The following is a 23,213-nucleotide window of genomic DNA, read 5'->3' on the forward strand; positions in this document are numbered from 1 at the left end:
ATCCCCTACCAAGGTCGCCTTGGTAGGGGATGTTTTTAAACCTTTTAAAATATTGGCATCAAAGTAATATTAATTTACCCATTTAAATATTTTTCTGTTTCATTACGAAGGTCTATTATTAATTTAAAAACGCTGTCATCTGGTTCTTTTTTTGCTTCGTTCTCCAGATACTCAAAATCAATTTCTTCATATTGAGCATTCATAAGTAATAAGGACCATTCTCTATCCCCGGATGAATTCCAGTAAACGGCTGCTCTGGCCCGGTCTAAAATAAGGTCTTCGATACCGATTACATAGACATGAAAACCTTCTTCTATGGTTACCTGTATAATTCGATCCATAGAACCGGCTAGTATATCATCTGGGATCTCAATGGGTAGACCTAGTTCTTCGTGGTACCAGTGTCGGAAACCTTGTCCTTTTGCAAAACTAAGCTCCTCAAAAATTTCCCTTGCTAACTCACGTCCGCTTAATACAATATCTACGTCAACTGTAGTATATTGACCTAATGTGTAGATCTCCACAGCATGACCGCCAACTATAATCGGTTTTATTCCTACTTTTTCAAGGAGGTATGTGAGATAACTTATAGCTTTGATATTTTTATGAAATGTCTCTAGGGGTAGTTCCTGTAAAGTACTAATTTTATTTTTGATAAGCTGTATGTCAGTCTTAGAGATATAGTCTCCAATTCCGGCCATTTTTCACTAAAATCCTTTCATTTTTTAAACGTTGTATATGCTTTCTTAATGACTTTACTAATAATATAGTTTCTTCCGGATTTCTTAAACCTCTTTTTGCACGATCTTCTTTTGATACACTGGTAATAGTGGTTAGTTGTAACTTTCTAGTTTTTTTTCTTGTCTTATCATTGACCAGCTGATCAAAGGTAAAACGCTTCATAATCATCACCTTACCATACATTATAGCATCACAAGGTATAAACAACCAATTTACATAGTAAATATTTCTATTAAACATAGCTAAGGAAGTAAGTTTTTATCTTTGTAAGTTCCGATACAAGGATTTTGTTCTCATCATCAGTGATAATTCCTAGAATTGTTTCATTTACTATATCATATTTTTTCGCCCTACAGATAGAGTATTCTGAAGCAAAGAAAATAAGATAATCTTGGCTTATCCACCAATCCAATATCTTATTTTAAAAAGACCTTGATAATTCGATTTCTTTCAGAAGTTTCATACCTTTTTAGTTTCTTTCGATACCTTGTTAAATCCGGAATAAAATCTTGCCCATTTTCATAATAGATTGTGCTGCATAGCGGCATGAAGGTTTTAGGAGGAATTGGAAGTCAATGAGGGCTTCTGGTTCCTCCCCGGGAGATATTTATTTAGGATGAATTCATCCTAAATAGTATATAATAGACCTAAGATATAATAAGGCAGGTGTTTCTTATGGATATTAGCACGGATTGTATTGTAAGCATATCAGATGCCAATCAAAATTTTTCTAAGGTTGCTCGCCTAGTTGATGAAAAGAAAAAAGTAATTGTGATGAAAAATAATAAACCCCGTTATCTAATTATTGATTTTGATGACTACGAGGCCCAGGTATTAGAGGAACAGAGGCTTAATAAGATCGCGAATGATATTTTAGAAAAGAACTTTAATGCGTTTAAGAGGTTAGCTGAATGAAATGGTTGCCAATTGATTATATTCTAAAATTGCATGAAAAAATGATCCTAAAAACGGGTGGATCCCCAGGCGTACGAGATATTAACTTGCTCCTATCGGCCGTTTTTAATGCCCATGCTTCCTTTGGTGGACAGGATCTTTACCCTAACATAGAAAGTAAAGTCGCTGCTGTTTGCCATGGGATTATTAATAATCACCCATTCGTAGATGGAAATAAGAGAATGGGGATTTACTTAATGCTGATCTTGTTAGAGTATAACGATTATCACATATCGTACTACGAAGATGAGCTGGTAGACCTGGGCCTTGCCATTGCAGAGAGTATTTTGTCCAAGGAGTACATCGCTCGATGGATTAAAGAACATAACACTACAAAAATGGGATAACAAAATCCTAACTACGTCCTGTGCAGCAACGCTTAATATGGCCTTGTTCTTGGAATGGATTTTAGTAGAAGACCTCCTACCTCTACCAAATCCATTAGAGGTTCCTGGTTCTACTTTAGTTCGTTAAGTTATTAACGTAAGTGGGGACTGTCCCCTTTTGGGAGGAATTGGAAGTCCCGGAAGGGCTTCCGGTTCCTCCCTCGAGCACTTCAAGCGCTTCTTCCTCAGTCATATCAGGAAGAATGGTATCCATTCTTTTAGCGATCATAGACTTGCCACAGCCTGGGGATCCGCTCATCAGTATGTTATGCCCTCCGGCCGCAGCAACAACGATATGCTGGATCAACACATCTTGCCCCTGTACATCCTGAAAATCAATCACTCTTTTTTTTACCTGGGTTTGGTCACTTATTTTCAAGGCCGGCACCTCATAAGCTTTTCTGCCTTCGAGATACTCAACCACTGACTTTAGATCATTAAAACCCAATACTTCAATACCTTGCACGAGGGATGCTTCCCTTATATTTTCCTCAGGAACAATTAGTTTCGTTATACCTGCATCCCTGGCCGCAATAGCCATCGGCAATACTCCACCACAGGGACGCAAAAAAGCATTAAAAGACAATTCTCCAATAAAGCCATAGCCAGTTAACATCTCCCTGCCAACCATCGCCTGGTTGGTACCAACCAAAAGTCCAATCGCCATGCTAAGATCAAAATGAGAGCCACTTTTTTTAATATCCCCGGGGGCTAGATTAATAGCTATTTTCATTTTAGGAAATTCATAACCAGCATAATTAATAGCTGCTTCCAAGCGCTGACGGGATTCCTTAATAGCCGTATCACCAAGCCCTACAATGGTTATGGAGGGGTGCCCATACATGGTTACCGTTTCTACCTCTACCTGATAACCGTCAATTCCGGCAATGGCAAAGGAGTTAATTACTGTCGCCATCTACTTCATCCCCTTTAGGCGTGAAATTAATAAACTTTAAAGGCTGTTCTACAAATTGCCGATAATTTTTGACCCGTGGGGGAGAAAAACAACCCAATATTTTTTCGGTGGTGGTAAGTTGATCCTGATGGTCGCCCATATATACGTTATAACTACTCCACTTGTATAAATCAGGGCGGGGTTCAATATTTGCCCTTACGGGGTTTAGACGATGATTCCCCCGACACATGATATGATAAACGGCACCCGGATACCAAATACGGTTCTTACGTGGCACAATTACCACCACCTAATTCATTAATTGTTTAATAATTCTTTTAATAACAGCAATTTTCCTTTATTTTACATGGATTATTTAGATATATAACAAAAATGACCGTTGCAGCGCTACATGATCATTCTTCTAGGGAACCCTTTGGATGGCGAATATCCCTATCAAAAATGAGAAATTATCTTTGATAGCAAAACATTCCTTTTATATATAGGACATCCTCAACTTGATCCAGTATGCGGATGAGAAGAGGATGTTGCAACACCTCCGCAGAAGCAACCCAGCGGAGGTGTTGATCGAATACTTTAGTTCGTTAAGTTGGTAACGCAAGTGGGGACTGTCCCCTTTTAGGAGGAATTGGAAGTCCCGGGAGGGCTTCCGGTTCCTCCCTCGAGCAGTGCCTGGTTCCGTCCGCTGGCAACTTTTCATGCCCGTTTAACAATCTCATGCGAAGACGGTACCTGGCACCGTCTAGCTAGCCTTTCATAGCTCGGCCGCACTGCCAAGCGTAATGGTAACTGGGAGGTTACCACTTTTATCTTCATTAATAAAATGCATCCTGATATAATAATGGAAACGGTAACAAAAGCAGAGAAACGGGGTGACAGCTTGACCCAACAGATGGAGATCAACCGTACCAACGATTATGCCTTTAAAAGAATTATGGGATCAGAAGAAGGTAAAGAAGCACTTATTGGTTTTCTAAATGCTGTGCTAAAACCTTTAAAGGGGCAAGAACTAACATCTGTGGAACTGCTGGATCGAGAGATTGATCCAAAATACTTATTGGACAGAGCTGCCCGGTTAGACATATTAGCCAGAACTACAAACGGTATGTTAATCAATATTGAAGTCCAAATTAACAATCGTTACAACATTGATAAGCGTACACTCTTTTATTGGGCCGGTCTCTACCACGGGCAATTAACCAGCGGACAGAACTTTATCTACCTAAGAAAAACCATTACCATTAACATATTAGGATTTGACTGGTTCAGTGACAGAAACAAATACCACCATACCTTCCACATTCGTGAAGATTCCACCGGAGAGTTGCTGATCGACGACCTGGAAATTCATTTTCTTGAATTACCCAAGATAAAAAGAATCAAGAGAAAGCCCCAAAATAATTTAGAAGAGTGGCTGATGTATTTCAACAACCTTCAGGGTGAAGAAATGGAGGAGATTGCCATGACAAATCCGGGAATTCGCAGAGCAATAACCATAGAGCAAATCTTCTATAAAAACCAGAAAGAACGTAGACTTTACGAGCTAAGAGAAAAGGCTGTTAGGGATGAAGTTTCTATGGTAGCAGGTGCGAGAGCTGAGGGGTTAGCTGAAGGAGAGGCTAAAGGCCAAAGAGAGGCTATTTGTAAGTACCTGAGCGCCAGATTTTCCGACTTATCTCTTAACCTTCAAGCCCAGGTGAGAAATATCAACAACCTATCTGCTCTAGATAAAATCATCAATCAAATATACACCGTTAACAGCCTGGAAGAAGCCGAGGCTATTGTGCAAGAAGCAATGAATTAAGAAAATAGAATCCCTATTTTTATCTAGTACTTAGTTGGCCAGAAAGCCAGAAGCAATTCGCCCCTGATTTTACGGCCCTTTACCTTGCTCCCTTTTTTATCCAGCGACAGGGGCGGTGCCTGGTTCCGTCCGCTGGCAGCCTTTCATGCCCGTTTAACAATCTCATGCGAAGACGGTACCTGGCACCGCCTAGCTAGCCTTTCATTGAAACCACCAGACCCCAAAGGAAAACATACAAACAAGAAACCACCCGGCGCTTTAGTTAAGTGAAGTACCAGGCACCTTTTGGTAACTTCTGGCAGGCTTGTCCTGCCAGGGGTTACCCCCTGCATCTCAAGACTCGCTATAAGTGGTTGGCTAGACCTTTCTTAGTGGGGTTCCCACCCACTATACGATGCGCCCTTTCTCGGCGCACGGACTGTCCCCTTTTGGTAAGTTTTGGGAATGGCGCCAAGCCAGGCCCAAAACTTACCCGAGCAATTATATGTTGATAGATTTACCCTTACTAATTATTTCATCATAGAGAAATTGACCCCGACGCCCTTTTTTGAATTCATCCAAAGAATAGGGTCTAGGCGAAATGTCTAGATCTATATCTTCGCTAATTTCTTTGAGCATAACAGCTTCTTCCAAGTAGTCCTGGCCAAAATCAGGGGAGATAATGGCGACATCTATATCACTGTCTTCAGTTGCTTTTCCTTTTGCATAGGAACCGTACAGGATGGCTTTTTCTACACGAACATTTTTTCCTTTTAATGCCTTTATGAAATCTTGCACGATTATTTCAACATGCTTCTTAGCCATGCCACTCCCCCCTTTGTACGCTGTAGAATTTCTTTGGTATTCTCATATGTACATTTCGCTTCTAATTCGGCCCGCTTATCTGGGTATCTAGCTTCTATATAGTATAATGAGAGACGGCGCAACAGATCCCGTGTATCCTTGCTGCACTGGGCTAAAATGTCAGCACCACCAGCTAATGAAATAAGGTCATGTTTTTTAGGTGGAGTTAAGCCAGTTTTATTAAAGAAGACCGCTTTAATAGCCTTCTCTACTGCCTGCTGACACATAAACATTGACCAAAGGTATTGCTTTCCATGCATACAGTGTTCAGCTGCTTCTAGATCATCCTCAGCTATACCTATCCAAACAGATGATTGTGCCCTCACCTGTTTATTCCCCTTTCACTCTATTTCTATACTTAGATTATACCATCTCCCCAGAGCAAAATCATTTTACTTAAATAATTATACTTTTATTGCAGCTACCCCCAACGGTGTTAGTAAGTCGGTTAAAGGAATTTCACTTTTAGCCTCTCTCAGAAACATACGTAATACTCTCGCGTTAAACTGCCTCTATTATTCAGCTTTACCATCCCCCTTCCGATAATAGTTCTTATGTATGAAAACATCCCCGCCTGGGCAACCCACGGGGCAATCAATTAATCAAACGCTTTAGTTCATTAAGTTGGTAACGCAAGTGGGGACCGTCCCCTTTTGGGAGGAATTGGAAGTACCGGATGGGCTTCCGGTTCCTCCCTCGAGCATTTCCAGGGATTCAGCGTTTTTTTGGCTTTTATCTCCTAAAGTCAGGAGCACTGGTAGGCTTGCCCTGCCAGGGTTTACCTCGGAGCAAGTTGATATTAAATCTAGAATCATATATAATACAAATATAAAAGTGGGAATACTTATAATTAACTAAACGGCGTTGTGGCCTCGACCTACCGAGGTTTTCACATAAAACCCTTAAACTGTTCGCACCAGTTTAAGGGTTTTTAATTACTAACTTCGTCTAGTCAATTGAACAACGAGGGTAATCAGGAGTATTACCGCTATAACTATCTGTATTGCATCACTTATGGTAATCATCCCACCTCACCCCCTTTCTTGGATGTTTCCATCCCCGGCAGGTGAGGCCCGTTTGTTTAATTATGTATTCCCGTTTTTATTTTACCATATTTTATCATTATATGACATTATCAACGTTAGTCCCAATAATAGTCCTTATGCTACCAACATCCCCCTCCGATTTCGATTTGGTGGGAATGTTTTGTATTGGGTTATACTTAACAGTTTTTTCCGTTAATGAAAGGAACTGTGCTGTACTTTAGTTTATTAAATTGGTAACGTAAGTGGGGACTGTCCCCTTTTGGTAAGTTTTGGGAATGGCGCTAAGCCAGGCCTACGAAACTTACCCGAGCACTCCCAAACTTAATATTTTTAATGACCAGAAGTTATCTTTAAGCCAATCATGCCGCCAACAATCTGTAGAATAAAGATAACTCTCACTATATCTCGAGGCTCTCCTAAAAAGAGCATCCCTACAAGTACAGTTCCCAGTGCCCCGATTCCTGTCCATACTGCATAGCCAGTTCCGATTGGCAGGGTCTTCAAAGCCCAGGACAAGAAACCAAAACTTATGGCCATCCCTGCCAGGGTAATTAAGCTCGGTAACAATTTAGTAAAACCATTGGTGTATTTTAGTCCTATAGCCCAAATAACCTCAAAAAGTCCAGCGATTACAAGATATACCCAAGCCATTATGCTTCTTCCTTTCTTATTCTGTAATATTATTTTTAATGCCGGCCCAGAAGGTATGCCACACAGCCTCTAACCTTACTTGGTAATGTTGACGGGTATAATAATGAGATTCCATAAACATGCCATCTATTAAGCATATAAAAGTACCTAACAGATCCTCAACGTTTCTTGGCTGAATTTCTCCGTTAATGATACCTTTATTGAAAATGGCAGTTACCATTTCTGACATGGTCTTCTCATAAAATATAATTTTTTCTTGTAGTTTTTCTTTTAGAAATTCTGGTGGAAATAAAATGTTTCGTTTCCAAAATACTACTTCAACATTGTTATTTTCATACATTTCACCATAGTATTTAAAAATTGAGTACAATTTACCTTTAGCGCTATCATCCTTAATATCTTGGCAAAAATTTATAAAGGCCTCTAATTCTTCTTTTTGAACATCTTCAAAGACAGATAAAAATAAATGCTCCTTTCCTTCAAAATGTGAGTAAATTGAGGATTTTCTAATCCCTACCCCTTGGGCAATATTAGCTAAAGATGTTCCTTCGTAGCCTTTTTGAGCAAATAACGATAAAGATACCGATTTAATTTTATTAATCAACGCTACCGCCTCCCTACCGAACGTTCGGTAGTTAAATTATAATGTGTACTCTATTCTTATGTCAATCTAATAAAACAATTAAATCTCAAACTTAGCGAATCAAAACACTAACCCATTGGCTTAGTATGAGCCAATGGGTTACATAAAAACTTAGGATATGGAGAATATATTTTAAAATTTAACTTTAGGGAGGGTAATAACGCAAGTGGGGACTGCCCCCTTTTGGGAGGAATTGGAAGTCCCGGGAGGGCTTCCGGTTCCTCCCCGAGCACAACTTCAGCAGACACGAAAAAGCCCGTAGGTATTATCCACAGGCAGAAAGACATTTATGTAACTGGAAATAATCGTCCAAAATTATTGGCCGTTTTTTTTGCCAAAAGTATTGACCGCTTACAACATGCTGTTTCGCAGCTCGCACCCCGTTTTTATTTTACTATATTTTATCATTATATGACATTATCAACGTTGGTCCCAATAATAGTCCTTATGCTACCTGAATATTGCCATAGGAAAGAGCCAACTATGCCATATTTTTGAGCCACTTATGACATCAAATTGAACCACCGATGACATTAATAGGGCCACCACCTTTAGTAGTGACCCCAGATGGTTATTTTTCTAAACCATGTCGTTCTCTCATAGATATCTCCCCATCAATCAGAATAGTATAGGAATCATGGACAATACGGTCTAAAATGGAATCTGCCAAGGTTACCTCACCTATTTTTTCATGCCACCCTCTAGGATCAAACTGGGAACAAAAAATGGTTGAACCTGTCTGATGTCTTGACTCCACTATTTCCAGAAGGTCCCGTGCCTCGCTCCCCTTTAAAGGTGTTAGAAGCCATTCATCTAGTATAAGGAGATTAACTTTCTTGTATTGCTTGATAACCTTTTGGAATATGCCCTCACCTCTGGCGATTGTTAATTCATCAAGTAGATCAGGTAGCCGTACATACCTAACTTTGTAGAATTGCCGGCATGCAGCAACTCCAAAGGCGCAAGCTAGATAGGTTTTGCCGTTACCTGAAGCGCCCATAATAATGATATTGTGGTGATCTTGAATATACTGACCTGAAGCCAACCGGAGAATTTGAGCTTTATCAAGCTTTCTATCTGGATGATATTCTATATCCTCAATACATGCTTGGTTGTACCGGAATTGTGATCCTTTAATCAGGAGGTTCAGCTTATTATTCTTTCTCCGTGACCATTCCACATCCACAAGAAGGCTGAAGCGATCTTCAAAGGATAGTTCCCGGTAATCGGTATCATGCAACTGTTTCCTGTAGGTTTCGGCCATTGCAGTTAAACGCATATCATTTAATTTTGATATTGTATTTTCGTTAGTCATTGTTTTTACCTCCATAGTAAGCGGCTCCCCTAGTGAATCCGTAAGAGCTGGCTGTCTTTTTAGTTGTGTTATCCACAGTTGGATTCACCTCAGATAATTTATCTTGGCCCGTCTTTAGGATGGTTTGAATACTCTTTAGGGTGGGTCTGGGGGTATAGTCTAGAGCCCTTTTACATGCGGCTTCGATGCGTTCAACCGAATGTTTATCAGCTAGCTTCATTAGTGCTAAGCAAGATTTAAGTCCTTGCTTTTCTGTCTTGTAAGAGGCTAAAATGCTTTTAACAGTGGTTAATGTGTGTGATCCAACTTTACTTGCCCATTCAAGAATTGAATCTTGGTTGAACTCAATGTATTTTTTATGATTATCAGGCATGTGTTCTGGAATTGTGGATGCTTGTCCTACTTTCCCAGAAAGCCTTTTATGGGAGGCAATACGGAAATGTTTGAAGAAAATTTCCACCACATTCTTCGTAATCCGGACATCAACTAGTTGTTTGATATATTCATAAGGAACTGAGTAATATATTTTATCCACAGATATATGATAATCATATTGTACGGTGGCTTTTTTCCAAGTAGCTAGCTCGTATGGGGAAGCAGGCAGTGGAATTAGCGCAAATTTCTCCTCTTCCGTGAAAGCGGAAAGCCTGTTTCCTGGCTTTTTTTGAAAAGATTTGGTGTTGTATTCCGTTAATTTTTTGTGGATGGCTTCATTGAGTTCTTTAATTGAGAAAAACTGCTGATTGCGGAGAGAGGCAATAATCCAAGTGGAGATGATACCTACAGTACCTTCTGCACTAGGTTTATCTTTAGGGTGACGTACTCTGGCTGGCATAATAGAGGTGTTGTAATGTTCAGCCATTTCCTGATACGTGCGGTTAATAATGGGATCAGTCTGGGAGGACTTTTCCACACCAGTTTTTAAGTTGTCCGGTACAATCATTCTGGTCACACCACCGAAGAACTTGAAGGCATGAATGTGAGCCGTGATCCAACTCTCGGTTTCCATCGAGAGAAAAGCTTCTACATAAGCATATTGACTGCAGGGTAACGCTGCAACAAATACGTAAGCGGTGATATCTTCTCCTGTGATGTTATCTTTAATGGACATAGTCTGGCCTGCCCAGTCTACTTCCATTAATTCACCGGGCTTTCTTTTTATTCTCATAGTGGCTTTTGTAGTATTGGCATAATCATGATAAAACCGGCAAAATTGTCGATAACTATAAGGTATCTTATGATTCTGCCTGCAGTTCTGGCAATATTCATCCCACAAAAGCGAAAGTGTTACCCCACTTTTAGCCATTTCCTTGTGGATATACTCGCAGTCAGGCCTTCTCCTGAAGGTAAGAGAAACATTCTTTTCAGGAAACAAAACATCCTGGAGCTGACCATCTGACATATCCTTCTCAAATGGCCAAGAAATACCCTGACTTTCAGCTCGTTTGAGAACTTCGCTCACAGTGTTCCTTGAGTTGGAGCAACTTGCGGCAATGCCTCTCATACTAAGACCCTGGGCATGAAGCCTCAGGATTTCCCGGTACTTGATCATAAAAAAACCTCCTGTAATCAGAATTGTACTTTTATGTACAGTGTTGATTATACAAGAGGTGGCTCTTTCGATGGCAGAACTGGCTTAAAATCATGTCATACGTGGCTCAGAAACATGGCACGAGTGGTATATTTTGTTGTCTTTATTCAATATGGGGGAATAGGATAACTGAGTCTGCTTTGATAATCAGTTTATCTTCGGAAGGATTTGAGGGCTACGATGAGTATTGATGTTATAAGTAACGAAGTCAGAAAAATAAAAAGGAAGTACTCTGAAGCGGATCCCGTTAAGCTATGCCAAAAGATGAAAATCTCTTTGCTATATCAGCCTATGGGTTTATTTGAAGGGGCCTGTAAAGGATTCTATTTACAACAGTCACGTAAACAAGCTATCGTCATTAACAGTGACCTGGATGAACTGTTACAACGGATAATTTTAATCCATGAGATAGGACATGCGGTTTTACATAGGAAAGTACCCGGTATTAAAAGTTTCCATGATTTTACGCTATTTGACGAAACTTCTTTTTATGAGTATGAAGCCAATATTTTTGCTGCTGATTTTATATTAGCTGATAAAGACGTATTAAGAATTTTAAATGAAGATATTTCATTTTTTTCTGCTGCCAGTACTTTGTGCGTCCCGGCGGAGCTTCTTGATTTTAAATTTCGCATCTTAAAGAGAAAGGGTTATCAAGTAATAGATCCTCCATTAAATGCAAAGGCTAATTTTTTAAAGAATTACTGATTGGACTTTAGTGCTTATATGAGTAATAAAATACCAGACAAACCAAACTGCATCAAGTAATTCATTTAATACATTAACGCACTAAAGCATGGACACTAAAAAACACCCCCTAAGCCGAATCTGTAGCTCAACGGGGTATCTATTCTCTATCTTCCCTTAACCAACCTATCAACTACCCAATACACCCCAACTCCTACACTGGCCCCGGCACTATCAATGATAACATCCTTCACCTGTCCCCCTCTGCCGGGGACAAATAGCTGATGGACTTCATCTGACATCGCATAAAGAATGCAAATCCCCAGAGCTAAAGCAATGCTCGGGTACCCAGTTACCCCACATGTTTTTAAAGCATTTAACACCAGTATTCCGAGCACTAAATAAGCAAAGAAATGAGCATTCTTCCTTAATATATGATTAAAGTCATCTATATCAAACTCCGCCTTGGGAGCAACTTTTTCTACCGTTTTTACAATAACCTCTTTTATTCCTGTACTTAACTGATTGGACTGCTCCGCCACCTGGGATGACAGATTAAAAATGAGTGCCATCCAAAGAAGCACAGCTGCCCAGGAAAGAAATTTTATGTATGGACATGTATAGTTCCTTTTATTCATCTCAGCTTATCCCACTCTGTTTTCTTATACTTAATCGCTTTTAACCTTTCATTAATCAACTCTGCATCATATTCTCTAAAATATTGTTCTTTAGCCCAAGCCCTAACTTCTTCATACTCAGGATGATTCGGATTATGATAAACCTTTAAAAACTGATAATACCCAGGAAGGCCACCCACATCTTCTGGTGGAGCGGTCTCTGCACCATCTATAAGTGTTGGGTATCCATAATGGTAATCCTCAACGATTTCCTCTAAAATAACCAGAATCCGCCAATCATCACCGTAATTGTAAATGTATTTGATCTCACCATATTTTTCTATGTACTCATCAATCTTTATGCCGGTAGGCTTACGAATAACTGTGCTTAGATTTTCTAAATGCGCCTGATTAAACTTAGCAAATTCCGGAGGTGTATTTTTCATTTTTTCTTCTATCTCTTTACGGTTTTTCTTATAATACTGGTGCTGTTGGTATGCTTCCTCATCATTGATCACTCGGATGTTGTCAGCTGATAAATCAAACTCAAATAGATGATACGGTTCATAAGGATACCCACTCTTAAAGTTAAACACATTTTGAATAACATCATGAAGCCTGTTAAAAGTAGCTCCAGCAGGCATGATGACTCTTCGCCAAATTAGTGGATCTGAGTTTTGTAGTTCAATTTTTATTTGATAGGCTTTCAATTATAATCACCTTCTATATCTTATCAACAAACCTTACCTAAACGCTCATTTTTTCGCATACTTCATCATTGTTATTAACGAATAAATTGCATTAAATAATCTGAGGCAATCTGCATCACCTAATTCTTTATCAGTTCTCCCGTGCAAAATCCAATGCCTATTCAGTTTATCTGGTTCATCCTTATCAAATTCAGATTTCTTATATAATTCACTAATAAAATTTAAAAATGATACCCAAACCAAATGGTTAATTATCTTCTTATCATTTTTAGTTTCATCCATATGATATCTACATATTCTAATCATCATAATATCATTTTCACTATCTCCAAACTTACTTAAAACCCCTTCAAGAATTGTGATTAATGCTGTTGCGCTGATTGAAAATCTCCCTTCATTAAATGTATCTACGCATTCAAAAAACAACTTCTTTTGAGTGTTACTTAAATTACTTCGCTTAACATGTTTAGTTAATGTTGCAAATTTCCTTGGGTCATAATACTTCTTGAAAAAAGAATCTAGCACTTCTATATCAACTTTTTTACCAATCAATGAGTCCAGTTTACTTAAACCCATACTCATCGGTATAGTCCAACCGTTCTTTCCGATTAATATAGCAACATTTGAATACTCTTCATAAATTGTATCTAATCCTGATTTGATATCTTCCGTTGCAGGACCTTCAATATCTCCAAAAGGTAAGTCCCCATTATTTTTCAAAATGTTGGCAAAAATTTCTTCGCGTCTTTTTTGACGTTCTTTTTTAGGTAATCTGCTAAGCCTTAACTCAAGTTTTTTGGCTACTAATTGACTAAAACTATTATAAGTTTTTTCTGCTTGACCTTCTGTAATATTGAATTCCTTTGCCGCACTCGCAAAAACAAGCTTGTCATGTTTAGATGGATAATACTTTCCATCCTTCGCCTTCATATCATCATACAGGTTTTCTATGTACTCATATATTCGACCATTTTCAATCTTAGACATATTACCCCCCTAAAGCGACACAAATTAGATTACCATCATCTATAGAACCGTTTTTGCTCTACCTTTTTGATTTCTCTTTCGAGCTTTCCCTGCATCTTATTAAATCTGTATTCCCATTTTCTTTTCTCTTCCGATGACATGGTATCCCGCCGCAAGTCTTCCTTGTAGGCCGGGAACATTTCAACCTTCCCCTGCTCGTTCTCATAACCAATTTGCGACAGGCCAAGAAGCGCATCAGCAAATTCATTCTCAATAAAGGTAACTTTGATTTTTCCTTCAATCAACTCAGGATTATTGTATAGATTTACGTAAAATTTCATATTGTTATTGACTGCAAAGTCATCTAAAGGCCTTCGCTTTTCTCCATCAGACGGCAAGAAATTCTCATATTTTTGTACGCCAGTAATCATATTGTTTGTTGCATAAAACTCAAATGAATTTGCCAACAGCCTTAAACTTAGTACAGGCCATTTTTCCATAAACCCTTCATAATTAAAATCGATATGGGCTAGATAAAATTCCGCTACATTGGAAGCCTCCATATCGAATGCAACATGTTCTTTGGGCTTTGGTTTGTAGTTCTTTGCTACAGAATTTGGTGGTATTTCTACCCTCATAAATGGAATGGGAAATACTTTATATATCGACGGATCTACTAACCGATACAGTGGAAGAGGCTTGTACTTCGGATGATTTTTCTTTTCTTTTAGATGGATAACTGTAGGCTTAAATGCAGTACTTCTATGATATGAGATTTCCCAACTCGTCATATCCTCTAACTCAAGCTTAACCGGCGCTTTTGAAAGAAACGGATACATATTCACTTCGTAGTCATTCTTAGAAAAACTAATCTTAAAGTCATAGTCTCCTGAAGCATCCATATTGAAGGGGATAATCCTTCCAATATCTTTACCGTTTTTGATAATCGCTACTTTTTCTAATTGCATTTAAAGATTCACCCCACCGCTACCAACACTCGAACCAATTGCCTCACTCATCCATATCCCTATGTCCGGTCATCTCCTCATCAACCCAGTCTTCCTCTTCATACACCATACCGTTTCTGCCTGGAACTTTTCTCACCGGCCCTGCCTTATAAAGTTTGCAAGACAAAGGACCGTAACAGAAAGTCTCAAACCGGTACTTACGCTTTCCAGGATTCCAGTGATCAACAATAATTTCTACAGGCATCCGGCATCCCCATATGCATGTGGTGCATTTACTGGCATAAGTCCTGGCAGCTAACCGCCGGTGGCCCCTCTCTCTGTAGACTTCGAGATCAGGTGGTATGGTTTCCCAAGGTGGAGGACTTGAATTATCATTATCTACATGGCCAATTTTCTTCAACTTGGATGCTTTATAAAACTCAACCGGCTCCAGCCTTTCATCTGCAACAGGAAGGCACTCGCCGGTGATTTCATCTCCAACCTTAAACTGATGCTTCTGCTGGGCGGCTTTACCGATGCCTACTGAGAAATCTCGTTCAGTACCGTCAATCCAACCTTTAATAAAAAGAGAATAACCGAGATAGTTATGTGACCGCTCATCAAATGAACGTATCAGCCTGATTCTCGGTTGAATTGATATGATTATTCCTTTGAAAGATATCTTTGAATTGGTCATTATATAGTACCTCGGTTTTCAGATAGCTTACTCAGAAACTTCATAATCCTCGGAATGATCACTTTCCCCCGTAATACAAGTAAAACAACCATCAAATCCAACAATAGCACTTCCTGCTGCCCATATCGGTTGACCACAATCTCCACAGACAGCTCCGGCCTTTTTTCTACTTAGTGCTGTCTTTAAATTTGATTTTATCTCGTTAAACTTTTCTCCAGGGTTGTTCTCAACATACATCTTTGCAAATTTTTCAACTGTAATTTTAATCATTCTATTTCTCCTCTGTCGCAGTAACTTCTTTATAATACCTCTGTTTCCTTCGTCGCAATTAATGGCCAAAAAACTTCCCTTTTATTTTACCGCTTACCCACATCTAACTCATTGGGAGTATATCCATTATTTTGCCAAATCCGGGTGTTATTAGCTAAATTTCTTATCAGTCTCATCAGTTCATCCGCTTGCTTAGCATTCTTAAATCTAATCTTTTTCTCCTCAAAAAGCAGATGTAAATTCTCCATGGCTCTAAAAGACTCACAGTGCATTTGAATCTCTCTAGCTACATCCTCTGCTTTCGATTTGCGCCAAAACATCTTTTTTAGGAATTGTAATAGCTCCTCATACTCTTTATTAACTTCAAAGTAATTTACATCTTTGTACTTTAAAAGTTCTTCTTTTTCTGGTATGTAATAGGGCTTTCCCTCTTTTGCACGTAATTCTTCATCAAAGTAAGAACCTGCAACCATAATGCTTAGGTAAACAAAATAATCCTTATGTACGGTGATTTGTCGATGATTGATTAAGTAATCCTTTTTTTCTTTGATAATATATTCCATGCTCTTATCATCAATCTTATCATCATTTTGCTGGTTGTAAATCTCTTGAACTTTGTCTTTATGCACTACACCATATAAATTTGTCAGTGCCTGAATATAATCCATTACTTTATCCATGAAAAACGTCCTTTCAAACAAAGCAAAAAATATTGTCATTGAACTCCTTTATAGCCCCTTATATAATTAGAATTAAACCATTGGGGGGGGGAGGCTAGTCTCTATGAATATTAAATCTGTGTTTTCCTTTTTTAAAGAATGGATTGTCATCAGTATTCAATTCATCAGCACCTTTTTTATGACATCCACTGCTAAAAACTTTGAAATTATAGCCCTCAGAAGCCAGCTTTCATTGTTTCAGCAGCAAGTAGAAAATAAAAAGATATCAAAACCCAGATGTACACCTGTATTTCGGCAGCTGTGGGTTTTACTATCTAAAGTTTTTATAAACTGGAAATCCAACTTGATCTTAGTAAAACCAGAAACTGTCATTCGCTGGCATGAAACAGCATTTAAGTTTCATTGGAAATCTAAATCAAAGAAAACCGGGCGGCCTACAATACCTACTGAAACAATCAAACTTATTAAAAAGATTCATAAGGAGAATCCATTACTTTCCCCTGAGAAAATACGAGAAGTCCTCATTTCAATGAACGTTATAAATCCACCTGCCCCAAACACAATAGCCAAATACATCTCATACACTCGTAAACCGCCGTCCGAGCGCCAGGTCCAATCGTGGAAAACCTTTCTTAAAAATCATAGCAAAGAAATATGGGCAATGGACTTTTTTACTGTTCCTACCTTATTATTCAAAGTATTATATGTTTTAATAATTATTAATCACGGCACCCGGAAAATTGAGCATTTTGCAGTTACCTGTAATCCAAATTTAAAGTGGCTTAAACAACAAATCCGAAATGCTACCCCTTACGACCATAAACCCCAATACCTCATTCACGATAACAATCCGGTATTTGTTTCAAAAGATTTTAAAACCTTCTTAGCTTCGTCTGGAATTAGGTCTAAAAGAATATCTAAACGCTCTCCCTGGCAAAATGGTATAGCAGAGCGGTCTATTGGAATTATAAGGCAAGAACTGTTAAACTACATCATTCCATTTAATGAAAAACATCTACACAGACTGCTTAGAGAATACATACACGAGTACTATAATACACATCGCACTCATCAAGGCATAAATGGTAAAACACCAATACCGCTTCCTACATATCTACCTACAAAAGCTAGTAAGACCAAACTTAAAGCAACTCCTGTTCTCGGCGGTCTATATCACACTTACAAGAAAGTTGCTTAATTAAAATTACCAAAGTCTTGTTCCTCTAATAAAAGGCTTATTATTATCCTAATGATAGGCTTATTTTCTACTGTCTACATTTTTCTCAAATAAAGCAAAATGCAACCTTTTATCGGTTGATTTGCTTTTTTTATTTATCTTAAATTGTAATTTACTTCTATTTTTGTGGCATTATTTGTCAATCAATCTACCCCGATGGACTTTTTGAAGGCGACAGCCTTTTACTTCACCTTATAATACTCAACATACCAGTCCGCAAACCTCTGCAGCCCTTCTTCTATTGAAGTTTCAGGCTTAAATCCTACTGCTTCCTGCAATAAATCAGTTGAGGCATAAGTAGCAGGCACATCACCCGCCTTTATAGGTTCAAAAATCTTGTCAAATACTACCTCCCTGCCGATTGTTTTGCTTAAAGCTTTCTCCAACGTTTCTATAAATACCATCAGCTTTTCAGGGCTGTTGTTTCCAATATTAAAAACTCGATGGGGAATAGCATCAGTAGGTGCATTACTCAGCAGCCGTTCTACACCCTCTACAATATCATCAATATATGTAAAGTCTCGATAAAGGTCATTCTCAAAATCACCATTGTTAAATATTCTAATAGGCTCGCCTTTAAAGTACTTGTCAGTAAATCCGAAATATGCCATATCCGGCCTGCCCATAGGGCCATAAACAGTGAAAAATCTAAGTCCCGTTGCCGGTATTTTATAAAGATGACTATATGTGTGGGCCATCAATTCATTGGACTTTTTGGTAGCAGCATAGAGTGATACAGGATGATCAACAAAGTCAGTTTCCTCAAATGGCACCTTTTTATTAGCCCCGTAAACAGAACTGGATGATGCATACACAAGATGGTTAACCGGATTATATCTGCAGGCTTCAAGGATATTATAAAAGCCAATAGTATTGCTTTGAATATATGCATCCGGATTCTCTAAGGAATAGCGCACCCCGGCTTGGGCAGCTAGATTAACCACAATATTAGGCTTATACTCTTCAAAGATCTTCATAATCATAGCTTTATCTGAGATGTCGCCCTTGATGGAGATAAACTTCTCAAAGGGTTTGAGCAACTTTAAACGAGCATACTTTAAGTTAACATCATAATAATCATTGATATTGTCAACACCAATTACTCGACAGCCCTGCTCTAGCAGTAGTTTGGATAGAAAATACCCGATAAAACCTGCCGCCCCGGTGATTAGATAAGTCTTTGTTTTGTCTATTTCTTTATAATCCAGTCTCATGTAAATTGTTTTCTCCTTTATAATTAAGCGCTATATAGGCAGTGGGTTGTGTTATGTGTATTACTTAACTTTATATTTTTATTTTCCACAGCCTGTCTACCAATAGAATAATACTCCACTCCCGCATCCTTCATCTCTTGGATTTCATATATATTTCTGCCGTCATATACCAGCGGCGTACGCATCATACTTTGATAGACTTCCGGCTTAACTGCTTTAATCTCGTCCCATTCGGTGAAGATGAAGCAGACATTAGCACCTGAAAGCGCCTCCTCCGGTTTCTTTACATACTTAATTTTATACTCATTCTCCGGAAACTTCTGCCTAAAGTTATCGCTACCCACGGGGTCATAAGCATATACTTGTGCCCCTCGCTCCAACAAAAGCGGAATATTCTCAAGGGACGGCGCTTCCCGCAAATCATCTGTTCCGGGCTTAAAGGTTAACCCTAACACTGCCACTTTCAGACCATCAAAAGTAATCAACCTGTTCGAAGCCTTCCTATATAATATTGTCTTCTGGTCATCATTCACCGTAATAGCAGCCTTTACCGTCCTCAGCTCATAGCCGTTTTGTCTAGCCAGATAATCTAGTGCCTTGGTATCCTTGGGGAAGCAGCTTCCACCGTAGCCGATACCGGCATTTAAGAACTTACTGCCAATACGCTCATCGAATGACATTCCTCGTGCTACGTCCTGTATATCTGCGCCTACCAGCTCACAAAGATTAGCGATGTCGTTCATGTATGATATTTTCAATGCCAGGAAGTCGTTGGCAGCATATTTGATCATCTCCGCCGACCTCCTGCTAACCGATACAATTGGTAGATTAAATGGTTCATATATTTTCATGAGCATTTCTTCAGCCCATTTACTGTCGGTACCGATAATGATTCTCGCCGCCTCCAGAGTATCGCGTACCGCTGTGCCCTGGGCTAGAAATTCAGGGTTGCTAGCTACTTCTACCCTAACATCATTAATTAGGAAATCATTTATAAACTGCTCCACTTTGTCATTTGTACCAACAGGAACTGTTGATTTAACCACCACCAGGCAATCCTTTTCTATGGTTTCCGCTATTTGCCTTGCCACGGTAGCTATGTAGGAAAGGTTGGCGGAACCGTCCGGCTGTTCAGGAGTACCTACACCGATGAATATGGCGTCTGCGTCTTTGTAGGCTTGGATATAGTCTGTGGTGAAATTGAGCCTACCAGCAGCATAATTCTTTTGCATTAACTCCTCCAACCCTGCTTCATAAATAGGAGAGATGCCTTGCTTAAGTATATTAACTTTTTGTTCATCGATATCGACACAGGTGACTTGATGGCCAACTTCGGCGAAACATACTCCGGCTACTAGTCCAACGTAGCCTGTTCCGACTACTGAGATTTTATACATAGTGCTATAAACCTTCCTTTACTTTATATATTTAAATGTTAAAATCTGTTTATATCATTCAACATACAGTTGAGAATATGCTTGATTTATCGATTGAAATGGGAAGACTTGATTATAATGATTTATTAATTAAACTGTTAACGTAGTGAGGGTTTATCTCCTTTTGGTAGTTTTTGGTACGGCTCAGGCTAGGCCCAAAAACTACTCGAGCATGCCAATACCTAAAACCTTGTCGAGAATTTACTGTGTTTCATTTTTTGCCCGGAGAGTTGCGCACCATGCATTTAGCCCAATTCTTGCTATTGTAAATAATATTAATGCAATAATTGGAGCAATAAACGCAGAAGAAGTCCCTACTATAGGAGAGATTTTTACAGAAATTAGTCCAATTATATATGTATGTCCAGCATTAAATTGCTCCAGTAGTTTTTTCCTATCCTCTTCGTATTTAGCTTGTTCACAAAAAAAAGCTTCTACTTCTTCTTTAAGTTTTTCATAGAAAAGACTACTACCTTGCTCTTTTCCTGCTGCTCCAAATGGGAAAGTATTTGCAGGGCCACTTGCAGAGAGCCATTGAATTGAAATTTCTTCTGGACTTTTACCACTATCTAATAAGGTATTTATTATATTCTTCTGATAAGGTTGAAGAGCACTAATCCATTCATCTGGATTTCCACTAAATAGTTCCTCAAGCTTACAGGTAGACATATATTTATAACATCTCCTTAATATACTCTACGGAAATAGCATGAGTTGTTTGGTGTAACGTATGAGGGTCGACTCCGCCTAAAGAAATACCCCCACCGCCGCCGGGAGCGTATGATCCAATAAGCATAGCTACAACTGACATGTTTGTAGGGTTAAATATTGGGCTTCCAGATTGTCCGGGTCTGGCCTGAGTGTTTAATACAATATGTTTACTTTTTATACCACCTGATTCAATCAGCACCCTTGCACCAATTCTTGAATATTGCTCTGTAAAAACCAGCCTTCCATGATCGGCATGAGGAAATCCATATGTGACAACTGGAGAACCCGTAAATACTGTATCTGTTCCAGATAAGTTATAAGGAGGGGCAACATTACTATCCACTGTTAATATGCTAATATCTTTAAAAGGATCAATTTCAGCTATCTTAACACCAAAATAACTTACACTCGTATCAGATGTGTCTTGATAATCATTTGTTGTTGAGGTTTTTGGTAATATCAAAACTAAGTTATTATCATCTACTCCGGTGATGTGTTTAGTTGTTACAAATTTACCCTTTGAAACGGCAAAAGATGTACCTAGTAATGATAGGCCAGTTGTGGTAACTTTACCTACTGCAAGTATAAATTGATTTAATATCTGATTTAAAGAAACCGACATTGTATTCCTCTCCTCAATAAAGCAAAAATGATACTTACTCATTCTTTTCAATTTTGCACTTAACAATTGGACATAATGGAATGTATTAGACATCTTGTATTTGCATAAATATACAAGAAGTAAAATAAAATCACAAAATAAGTCGCCACAATGGATCTCCACATAAACCCTCGTGATTAACCCCCATGTCGCACTTGATCCGATTAACGGACCCACATTCTTTCCTACCTAACAAAGGGGTGAAGACCAGGCAAGCTTGTAGACTGAATCATACCTATATATTGTGATGGTTTCCTTGTTACTGTTGTCAAGTGCCTTTACATAATAATGCTTACCGGAAATAAAAAAAATCCCCTGCTGGCTAATACCTACCCGAGCACTATTCCTTCCCAAATTTATGAACAAACCATGGTGTGAGTTCGTCCATAGTAGCTTCTATAAGTTCATCTACCATCTCCTGGGTTATTAGAACACCTTCTGGATATTTCGCTAACGAGTTTCCTATAGCTCTTTCAAGCATGCCATTTATATGGTCAGATTCTTGTTTCTTGATAATTAGTGGTATTAGCTTATTGAGTTCCTTAGAAAGTTCTTTATCTGGGCGCTCAAGACCCTCTATCATGTGTTTAACCGACATTTTGTTCAAATTAAGTAAGGTTATCGCCTTTACTTCCTGTCTCTTTACTACATCAAAAATATAAGCCTTTTCGAAATCTTCACCAACATAATTGGGGTTAAGAAGAATGATAAACCGATATGCATTAAAGAATTCTACATATGAATATAATACATTCTCTTGTTCAATAGCCTTAATTATAATTGCATGAATAATTTGCCCATCGTCTTTTTGTACCACATCTGGACCAGAATAAAACCAAACGCACCCGCCACCTTGACCATTTTTAATATAGGGAACTAGATGCCTTATGTTATCGGGGTTTCCCCCATTGAGAATATAGAAGTTCACTGCTGTTTTACAAATGGACCGGAAAGCTTTATCACCACCTATTTGAAACTGAAAGCTGAATATATTATCTAGATATTCTCTTTTTGGGCAGGCCTTTTTTAACGCTTTATCAATATCTAGCTGAGGATATTTTTTCTTTAACCCCTTCATTATATGTCTGGCTTCTTTTATGCTTCGTGCAACAACCTGAATATGTTTTTCTCCGTCTTCTTCTTTTTCTAGAATACTAGGTTTGGACATAACTGGTTGACCACCAGGATCCAGTGTCCATTCTTCACCCGACTCTTTATCTTGAACATTAATTGACTGAGGATTACCTCTATCACGTTCAATGTTAAGAAGGTTGGAAATAGGATTTAGTTGTTTGGAAAGTTCAGCATCTACATCAGCTCCAAATTCCGAATTACACTCTACACATATCAATTGTGTCGATTTTAACCTACCACCAATTGAGTTGAGAAGTATATGTTCATTCGTAATGTTTGTACTATCTATGTCCTTATTGCAAACATAACACTTAGCCATATTCTTCTTCCTCCAACAAAAACATTTTTCTCAGCTT

The 23,213-nt window shown here is 38.6% G+C and carries 28 protein-coding genes; 6 read left to right on the forward strand and 22 right to left on the reverse strand.

Annotated elements, in window-relative coordinates:
• Window positions 1-74 precede the first annotated feature (74 nt).
• On the reverse strand, window positions 75-701 hold the full coding sequence (locus DRED_RS16010; protein WP_011879298.1) for a hypothetical protein: 627 nt from the start codon (window positions 699-701) through the stop codon (window positions 75-77).
• Complete coding sequence (locus tag DRED_RS16015; protein ID WP_041274683.1) at window positions 673-903, reverse strand: hypothetical protein; 231 nt, start codon at window positions 901-903, stop codon at window positions 673-675. Before DRED_RS16015 ends, DRED_RS16010 begins: the two co-directional genes overlap by 29 nt.
• 513 nt (window positions 904-1,416) lie before the next feature.
• Here DRED_RS16015 and DRED_RS16020 point away from each other — a divergent pair.
• Entirely contained in the window at window positions 1,417-1,656 is a 240-nt protein-coding gene (locus DRED_RS16020) for a type II toxin-antitoxin system Phd/YefM family antitoxin (RefSeq protein ID WP_011879300.1), read from the forward strand.
• Window positions 1,653-2,042 (forward strand): type II toxin-antitoxin system death-on-curing family toxin, encoded by a 390-nt coding sequence (locus tag DRED_RS16025; protein WP_011879301.1) that lies wholly within the window; start codon window positions 1,653-1,655, stop codon window positions 2,040-2,042. The genes DRED_RS16020 and DRED_RS16025 overlap by 4 nt, the downstream gene beginning before the upstream one ends.
• Before the next feature lie 115 nt (window positions 2,043-2,157).
• Here the strand turns inward: DRED_RS16025 and DRED_RS16030 are convergent, their stop codons facing one another.
• Together DRED_RS16030 and DRED_RS16035 are read right to left on the reverse strand one after the other, a co-directional pair.
• Window positions 2,158-2,997 (reverse strand): magnesium chelatase domain-containing protein, encoded by an 840-nt coding sequence (locus tag DRED_RS16030; protein ID WP_011879302.1) that lies wholly within the window; start codon window positions 2,995-2,997, stop codon window positions 2,158-2,160.
• On the reverse strand, window positions 2,981-3,274 hold the full coding sequence (locus DRED_RS16035) for a hypothetical protein (protein ID WP_041274684.1): 294 nt from the start codon (window positions 3,272-3,274) through the stop codon (window positions 2,981-2,983). The genes DRED_RS16030 and DRED_RS16035 overlap by 17 nt, the downstream gene beginning before the upstream one ends.
• A gap of 615 nt (window positions 3,275-3,889) precedes the next feature.
• Here DRED_RS16035 and DRED_RS16040 point away from each other — a divergent pair.
• Together DRED_RS16040 and DRED_RS18890 are read left to right on the forward strand one after the other, a co-directional pair.
• Window positions 3,890-4,801, forward strand: coding sequence for an Rpn family recombination-promoting nuclease/putative transposase (locus DRED_RS16040; protein ID WP_041275011.1), 912 nt, complete (start codon window positions 3,890-3,892; stop codon window positions 4,799-4,801).
• Between the two features lie 84 nt (window positions 4,802-4,885).
• On the forward strand, window positions 4,886-5,071 hold the full coding sequence (locus DRED_RS18890) for a hypothetical protein (protein WP_156779690.1): 186 nt from the start codon (window positions 4,886-4,888) through the stop codon (window positions 5,069-5,071).
• Window positions 5,072-5,281: 210 nt separating this feature from the next.
• Here DRED_RS18890 and DRED_RS16045 read toward each other — a convergent pair whose 3' ends face one another.
• From DRED_RS16045 to istA, 6 genes are all read right to left on the reverse strand, one after another.
• Window positions 5,282-5,605: a nucleotidyltransferase domain-containing protein gene (locus DRED_RS16045; protein WP_011879305.1), complete on the reverse strand. Its 324-nt coding sequence runs from the start codon at window positions 5,603-5,605 to the stop codon at window positions 5,282-5,284.
• Complete coding sequence (locus DRED_RS16050) at window positions 5,581-5,970, reverse strand: HEPN domain-containing protein (RefSeq protein ID WP_011879306.1); 390 nt, start codon at window positions 5,968-5,970, stop codon at window positions 5,581-5,583. The genes DRED_RS16045 and DRED_RS16050 overlap by 25 nt, the downstream gene beginning before the upstream one ends.
• Before the next feature lie 1,050 nt (window positions 5,971-7,020).
• Complete coding sequence (gene sugE, locus DRED_RS16055) at window positions 7,021-7,341, reverse strand: quaternary ammonium compound efflux SMR transporter SugE (RefSeq protein ID WP_011879307.1); 321 nt, start codon at window positions 7,339-7,341, stop codon at window positions 7,021-7,023.
• 16 nt (window positions 7,342-7,357) lie between these two features.
• Window positions 7,358-7,945, reverse strand: a complete 588-nt coding sequence (locus tag DRED_RS16060; protein ID WP_011879308.1) for a TetR/AcrR family transcriptional regulator — start codon at window positions 7,943-7,945, stop codon at window positions 7,358-7,360.
• 610 nt (window positions 7,946-8,555) lie between these two features.
• Complete coding sequence (gene istB, locus DRED_RS16065; RefSeq protein WP_041274374.1) at window positions 8,556-9,299, reverse strand: IS21-like element helper ATPase IstB; 744 nt, start codon at window positions 9,297-9,299, stop codon at window positions 8,556-8,558.
• Window positions 9,292-10,851 carry an IS21 family transposase gene (gene istA, locus DRED_RS16070; protein WP_011876690.1) on the reverse strand — a complete coding sequence of 520 codons (1,560 nt, stop codon included), beginning with the start codon at window positions 10,849-10,851 and terminating at the stop codon, window positions 9,292-9,294. The genes istB and istA overlap by 8 nt, the downstream gene beginning before the upstream one ends.
• Window positions 10,852-11,070: 219 nt before the next feature.
• Between istA and DRED_RS16075 the strand changes: the two genes are divergently transcribed.
• Complete coding sequence (locus tag DRED_RS16075; protein ID WP_011879309.1) at window positions 11,071-11,598, forward strand: ImmA/IrrE family metallo-endopeptidase; 528 nt, start codon at window positions 11,071-11,073, stop codon at window positions 11,596-11,598.
• A gap of 146 nt (window positions 11,599-11,744) precedes the next feature.
• Here the strand turns inward: DRED_RS16075 and DRED_RS16080 are convergent, their stop codons facing one another.
• From DRED_RS16080 to DRED_RS18030, 7 genes are all read right to left on the reverse strand, one after another.
• Entirely contained in the window at window positions 11,745-12,215 is a 471-nt protein-coding gene (locus DRED_RS16080; protein ID WP_011879310.1) for a VanZ family protein, read from the reverse strand.
• The gene (locus DRED_RS16085; protein ID WP_011879311.1) at window positions 12,212-12,904 is read right to left on the reverse strand and encodes a plasmid pRiA4b ORF-3 family protein; all 693 of its coding nucleotides are present in this window, start codon (window positions 12,902-12,904) and stop codon (window positions 12,212-12,214) included. Before DRED_RS16085 ends, DRED_RS16080 begins: the two co-directional genes overlap by 4 nt.
• A gap of 45 nt (window positions 12,905-12,949) precedes the next feature.
• A complete protein-coding gene (locus tag DRED_RS16090) occupies window positions 12,950-13,891 on the reverse strand; it encodes a hypothetical protein (RefSeq protein WP_011879312.1) in 942 nt (313 codons plus the stop codon).
• A gap of 35 nt (window positions 13,892-13,926) precedes the next feature.
• On the reverse strand, window positions 13,927-14,838 hold the full coding sequence (locus DRED_RS16095; RefSeq protein ID WP_011879313.1) for a hypothetical protein: 912 nt from the start codon (window positions 14,836-14,838) through the stop codon (window positions 13,927-13,929).
• Between the two features lie 43 nt (window positions 14,839-14,881).
• Window positions 14,882-15,514 (reverse strand): hypothetical protein, encoded by a 633-nt coding sequence (locus tag DRED_RS16100; protein WP_011879314.1) that lies wholly within the window; start codon window positions 15,512-15,514, stop codon window positions 14,882-14,884.
• 27 nt (window positions 15,515-15,541) lie between these two features.
• Entirely contained in the window at window positions 15,542-15,784 is a 243-nt protein-coding gene (locus DRED_RS16105) for a hypothetical protein (protein ID WP_041274685.1), read from the reverse strand.
• An 86-nt stretch (window positions 15,785-15,870) separates the two neighbouring features.
• Window positions 15,871-16,464, reverse strand: coding sequence for a hypothetical protein (locus DRED_RS18030; RefSeq protein ID WP_156779691.1), 594 nt, complete (start codon window positions 16,462-16,464; stop codon window positions 15,871-15,873).
• A gap of 103 nt (window positions 16,465-16,567) precedes the next feature.
• On the opposite strand from DRED_RS18030, the gene DRED_RS16115 reads away from it, so the two are divergent.
• Window positions 16,568-17,662 (forward strand): integrase core domain-containing protein, encoded by a 1,095-nt coding sequence (locus tag DRED_RS16115; protein ID WP_011879317.1) that lies wholly within the window; start codon window positions 16,568-16,570, stop codon window positions 17,660-17,662.
• Between the two features lie 221 nt (window positions 17,663-17,883).
• Here DRED_RS16115 and DRED_RS16120 read toward each other — a convergent pair whose 3' ends face one another.
• The 5 genes from DRED_RS16120 to DRED_RS18035 form a co-directional block, all read right to left on the reverse strand.
• Window positions 17,884-18,915: an NAD-dependent epimerase/dehydratase family protein gene (locus DRED_RS16120; RefSeq protein WP_011879318.1), complete on the reverse strand. Its 1,032-nt coding sequence runs from the start codon at window positions 18,913-18,915 to the stop codon at window positions 17,884-17,886.
• A gap of 23 nt (window positions 18,916-18,938) precedes the next feature.
• Entirely contained in the window at window positions 18,939-20,312 is a 1,374-nt protein-coding gene (locus DRED_RS16125) for a UDP-glucose dehydrogenase family protein (protein WP_011879319.1), read from the reverse strand.
• Between the two features lie 240 nt (window positions 20,313-20,552).
• Window positions 20,553-21,020, reverse strand: a complete 468-nt coding sequence (locus DRED_RS16130) for a hypothetical protein (protein ID WP_011879320.1) — start codon at window positions 21,018-21,020, stop codon at window positions 20,553-20,555.
• Window positions 21,021-21,024: 4 nt separating this feature from the next.
• On the reverse strand, window positions 21,025-21,684 hold the full coding sequence (locus DRED_RS16135; protein ID WP_011879321.1) for a S1 family peptidase: 660 nt from the start codon (window positions 21,682-21,684) through the stop codon (window positions 21,025-21,027).
• 379 nt (window positions 21,685-22,063) lie between these two features.
• Entirely contained in the window at window positions 22,064-23,176 is a 1,113-nt protein-coding gene (locus tag DRED_RS18035) for an HNH endonuclease (RefSeq protein ID WP_011879322.1), read from the reverse strand.
• Window positions 23,177-23,213 lie beyond the last annotated feature (37 nt).

The sequence above is a fragment of the Desulforamulus reducens MI-1 genome (assembly GCF_000016165.1).
Classification (GTDB): Bacteria; Bacillota; Desulfotomaculia; order Desulfotomaculales; family Desulfotomaculaceae; genus Desulfotomaculum; species Desulfotomaculum reducens.

Bases quoted from the DNA above. Each gene is read 5' to 3' on its own strand.
- DRED_RS16010 (WP_011879298.1), bottom strand. From the start codon at position 701: ATGGCCGGAATTGGAGACTATATCTCTAAGACTGACATACAGCTTATC.
- DRED_RS16015 (WP_041274683.1), bottom strand. From the start codon at position 903: ATGAAGCGTTTTACCTTTGATCAGCTGGTCAATGATAAGACAAGAAAA.
- DRED_RS16020 (WP_011879300.1), top strand. From the start codon at position 1,417: ATGGATATTAGCACGGATTGTATTGTAAGCATATCAGATGCCAATCAA.
- DRED_RS16025 (WP_011879301.1), top strand. From the start codon at position 1,653: ATGAAATGGTTGCCAATTGATTATATTCTAAAATTGCATGAAAAAATG.
- DRED_RS16030 (WP_011879302.1), bottom strand. From the start codon at position 2,997: ATGGCGACAGTAATTAACTCCTTTGCCATTGCCGGAATTGACGGTTAT.
- DRED_RS16040 (WP_041275011.1), top strand. From the start codon at position 3,890: ATGGAGATCAACCGTACCAACGATTATGCCTTTAAAAGAATTATGGGA.
- DRED_RS16045 (WP_011879305.1), bottom strand. From the start codon at position 5,605: ATGGCTAAGAAGCATGTTGAAATAATCGTGCAAGATTTCATAAAGGCA.
- sugE (WP_011879307.1), bottom strand. From the start codon at position 7,341: ATGGCTTGGGTATATCTTGTAATCGCTGGACTTTTTGAGGTTATTTGG.
- istB (WP_041274374.1), bottom strand. From the start codon at position 9,299: ATGACTAACGAAAATACAATATCAAAATTAAATGATATGCGTTTAACT.
- istA (WP_011876690.1), bottom strand. From the start codon at position 10,851: ATGATCAAGTACCGGGAAATCCTGAGGCTTCATGCCCAGGGTCTTAGT.
- DRED_RS16075 (WP_011879309.1), top strand. From the start codon at position 11,071: ATGAGTATTGATGTTATAAGTAACGAAGTCAGAAAAATAAAAAGGAAG.
- DRED_RS16080 (WP_011879310.1), bottom strand. From the start codon at position 12,215: ATGAATAAAAGGAACTATACATGTCCATACATAAAATTTCTTTCCTGG.
- DRED_RS16090 (WP_011879312.1), bottom strand. From the start codon at position 13,891: ATGTCTAAGATTGAAAATGGTCGAATATATGAGTACATAGAAAACCTG.
- DRED_RS16095 (WP_011879313.1), bottom strand. From the start codon at position 14,838: ATGCAATTAGAAAAAGTAGCGATTATCAAAAACGGTAAAGATATTGGA.
- DRED_RS16100 (WP_011879314.1), bottom strand. From the start codon at position 15,514: ATGACCAATTCAAAGATATCTTTCAAAGGAATAATCATATCAATTCAA.
- DRED_RS16105 (WP_041274685.1), bottom strand. From the start codon at position 15,784: ATGATTAAAATTACAGTTGAAAAATTTGCAAAGATGTATGTTGAGAAC.
- DRED_RS18030 (WP_156779691.1), bottom strand. From the start codon at position 16,464: ATGGATAAAGTAATGGATTATATTCAGGCACTGACAAATTTATATGGT.
- DRED_RS16115 (WP_011879317.1), top strand. From the start codon at position 16,568: ATGAATATTAAATCTGTGTTTTCCTTTTTTAAAGAATGGATTGTCATC.
- DRED_RS16120 (WP_011879318.1), bottom strand. From the start codon at position 18,915: ATGAGACTGGATTATAAAGAAATAGACAAAACAAAGACTTATCTAATC.
- DRED_RS16125 (WP_011879319.1), bottom strand. From the start codon at position 20,312: ATGTATAAAATCTCAGTAGTCGGAACAGGCTACGTTGGACTAGTAGCC.
- DRED_RS16130 (WP_011879320.1), bottom strand. From the start codon at position 21,020: ATGTCTACCTGTAAGCTTGAGGAACTATTTAGTGGAAATCCAGATGAA.
- DRED_RS16135 (WP_011879321.1), bottom strand. From the start codon at position 21,684: ATGTCGGTTTCTTTAAATCAGATATTAAATCAATTTATACTTGCAGTA.
- DRED_RS18035 (WP_011879322.1), bottom strand. From the start codon at position 23,176: ATGGCTAAGTGTTATGTTTGCAATAAGGACATAGATAGTACAAACATT.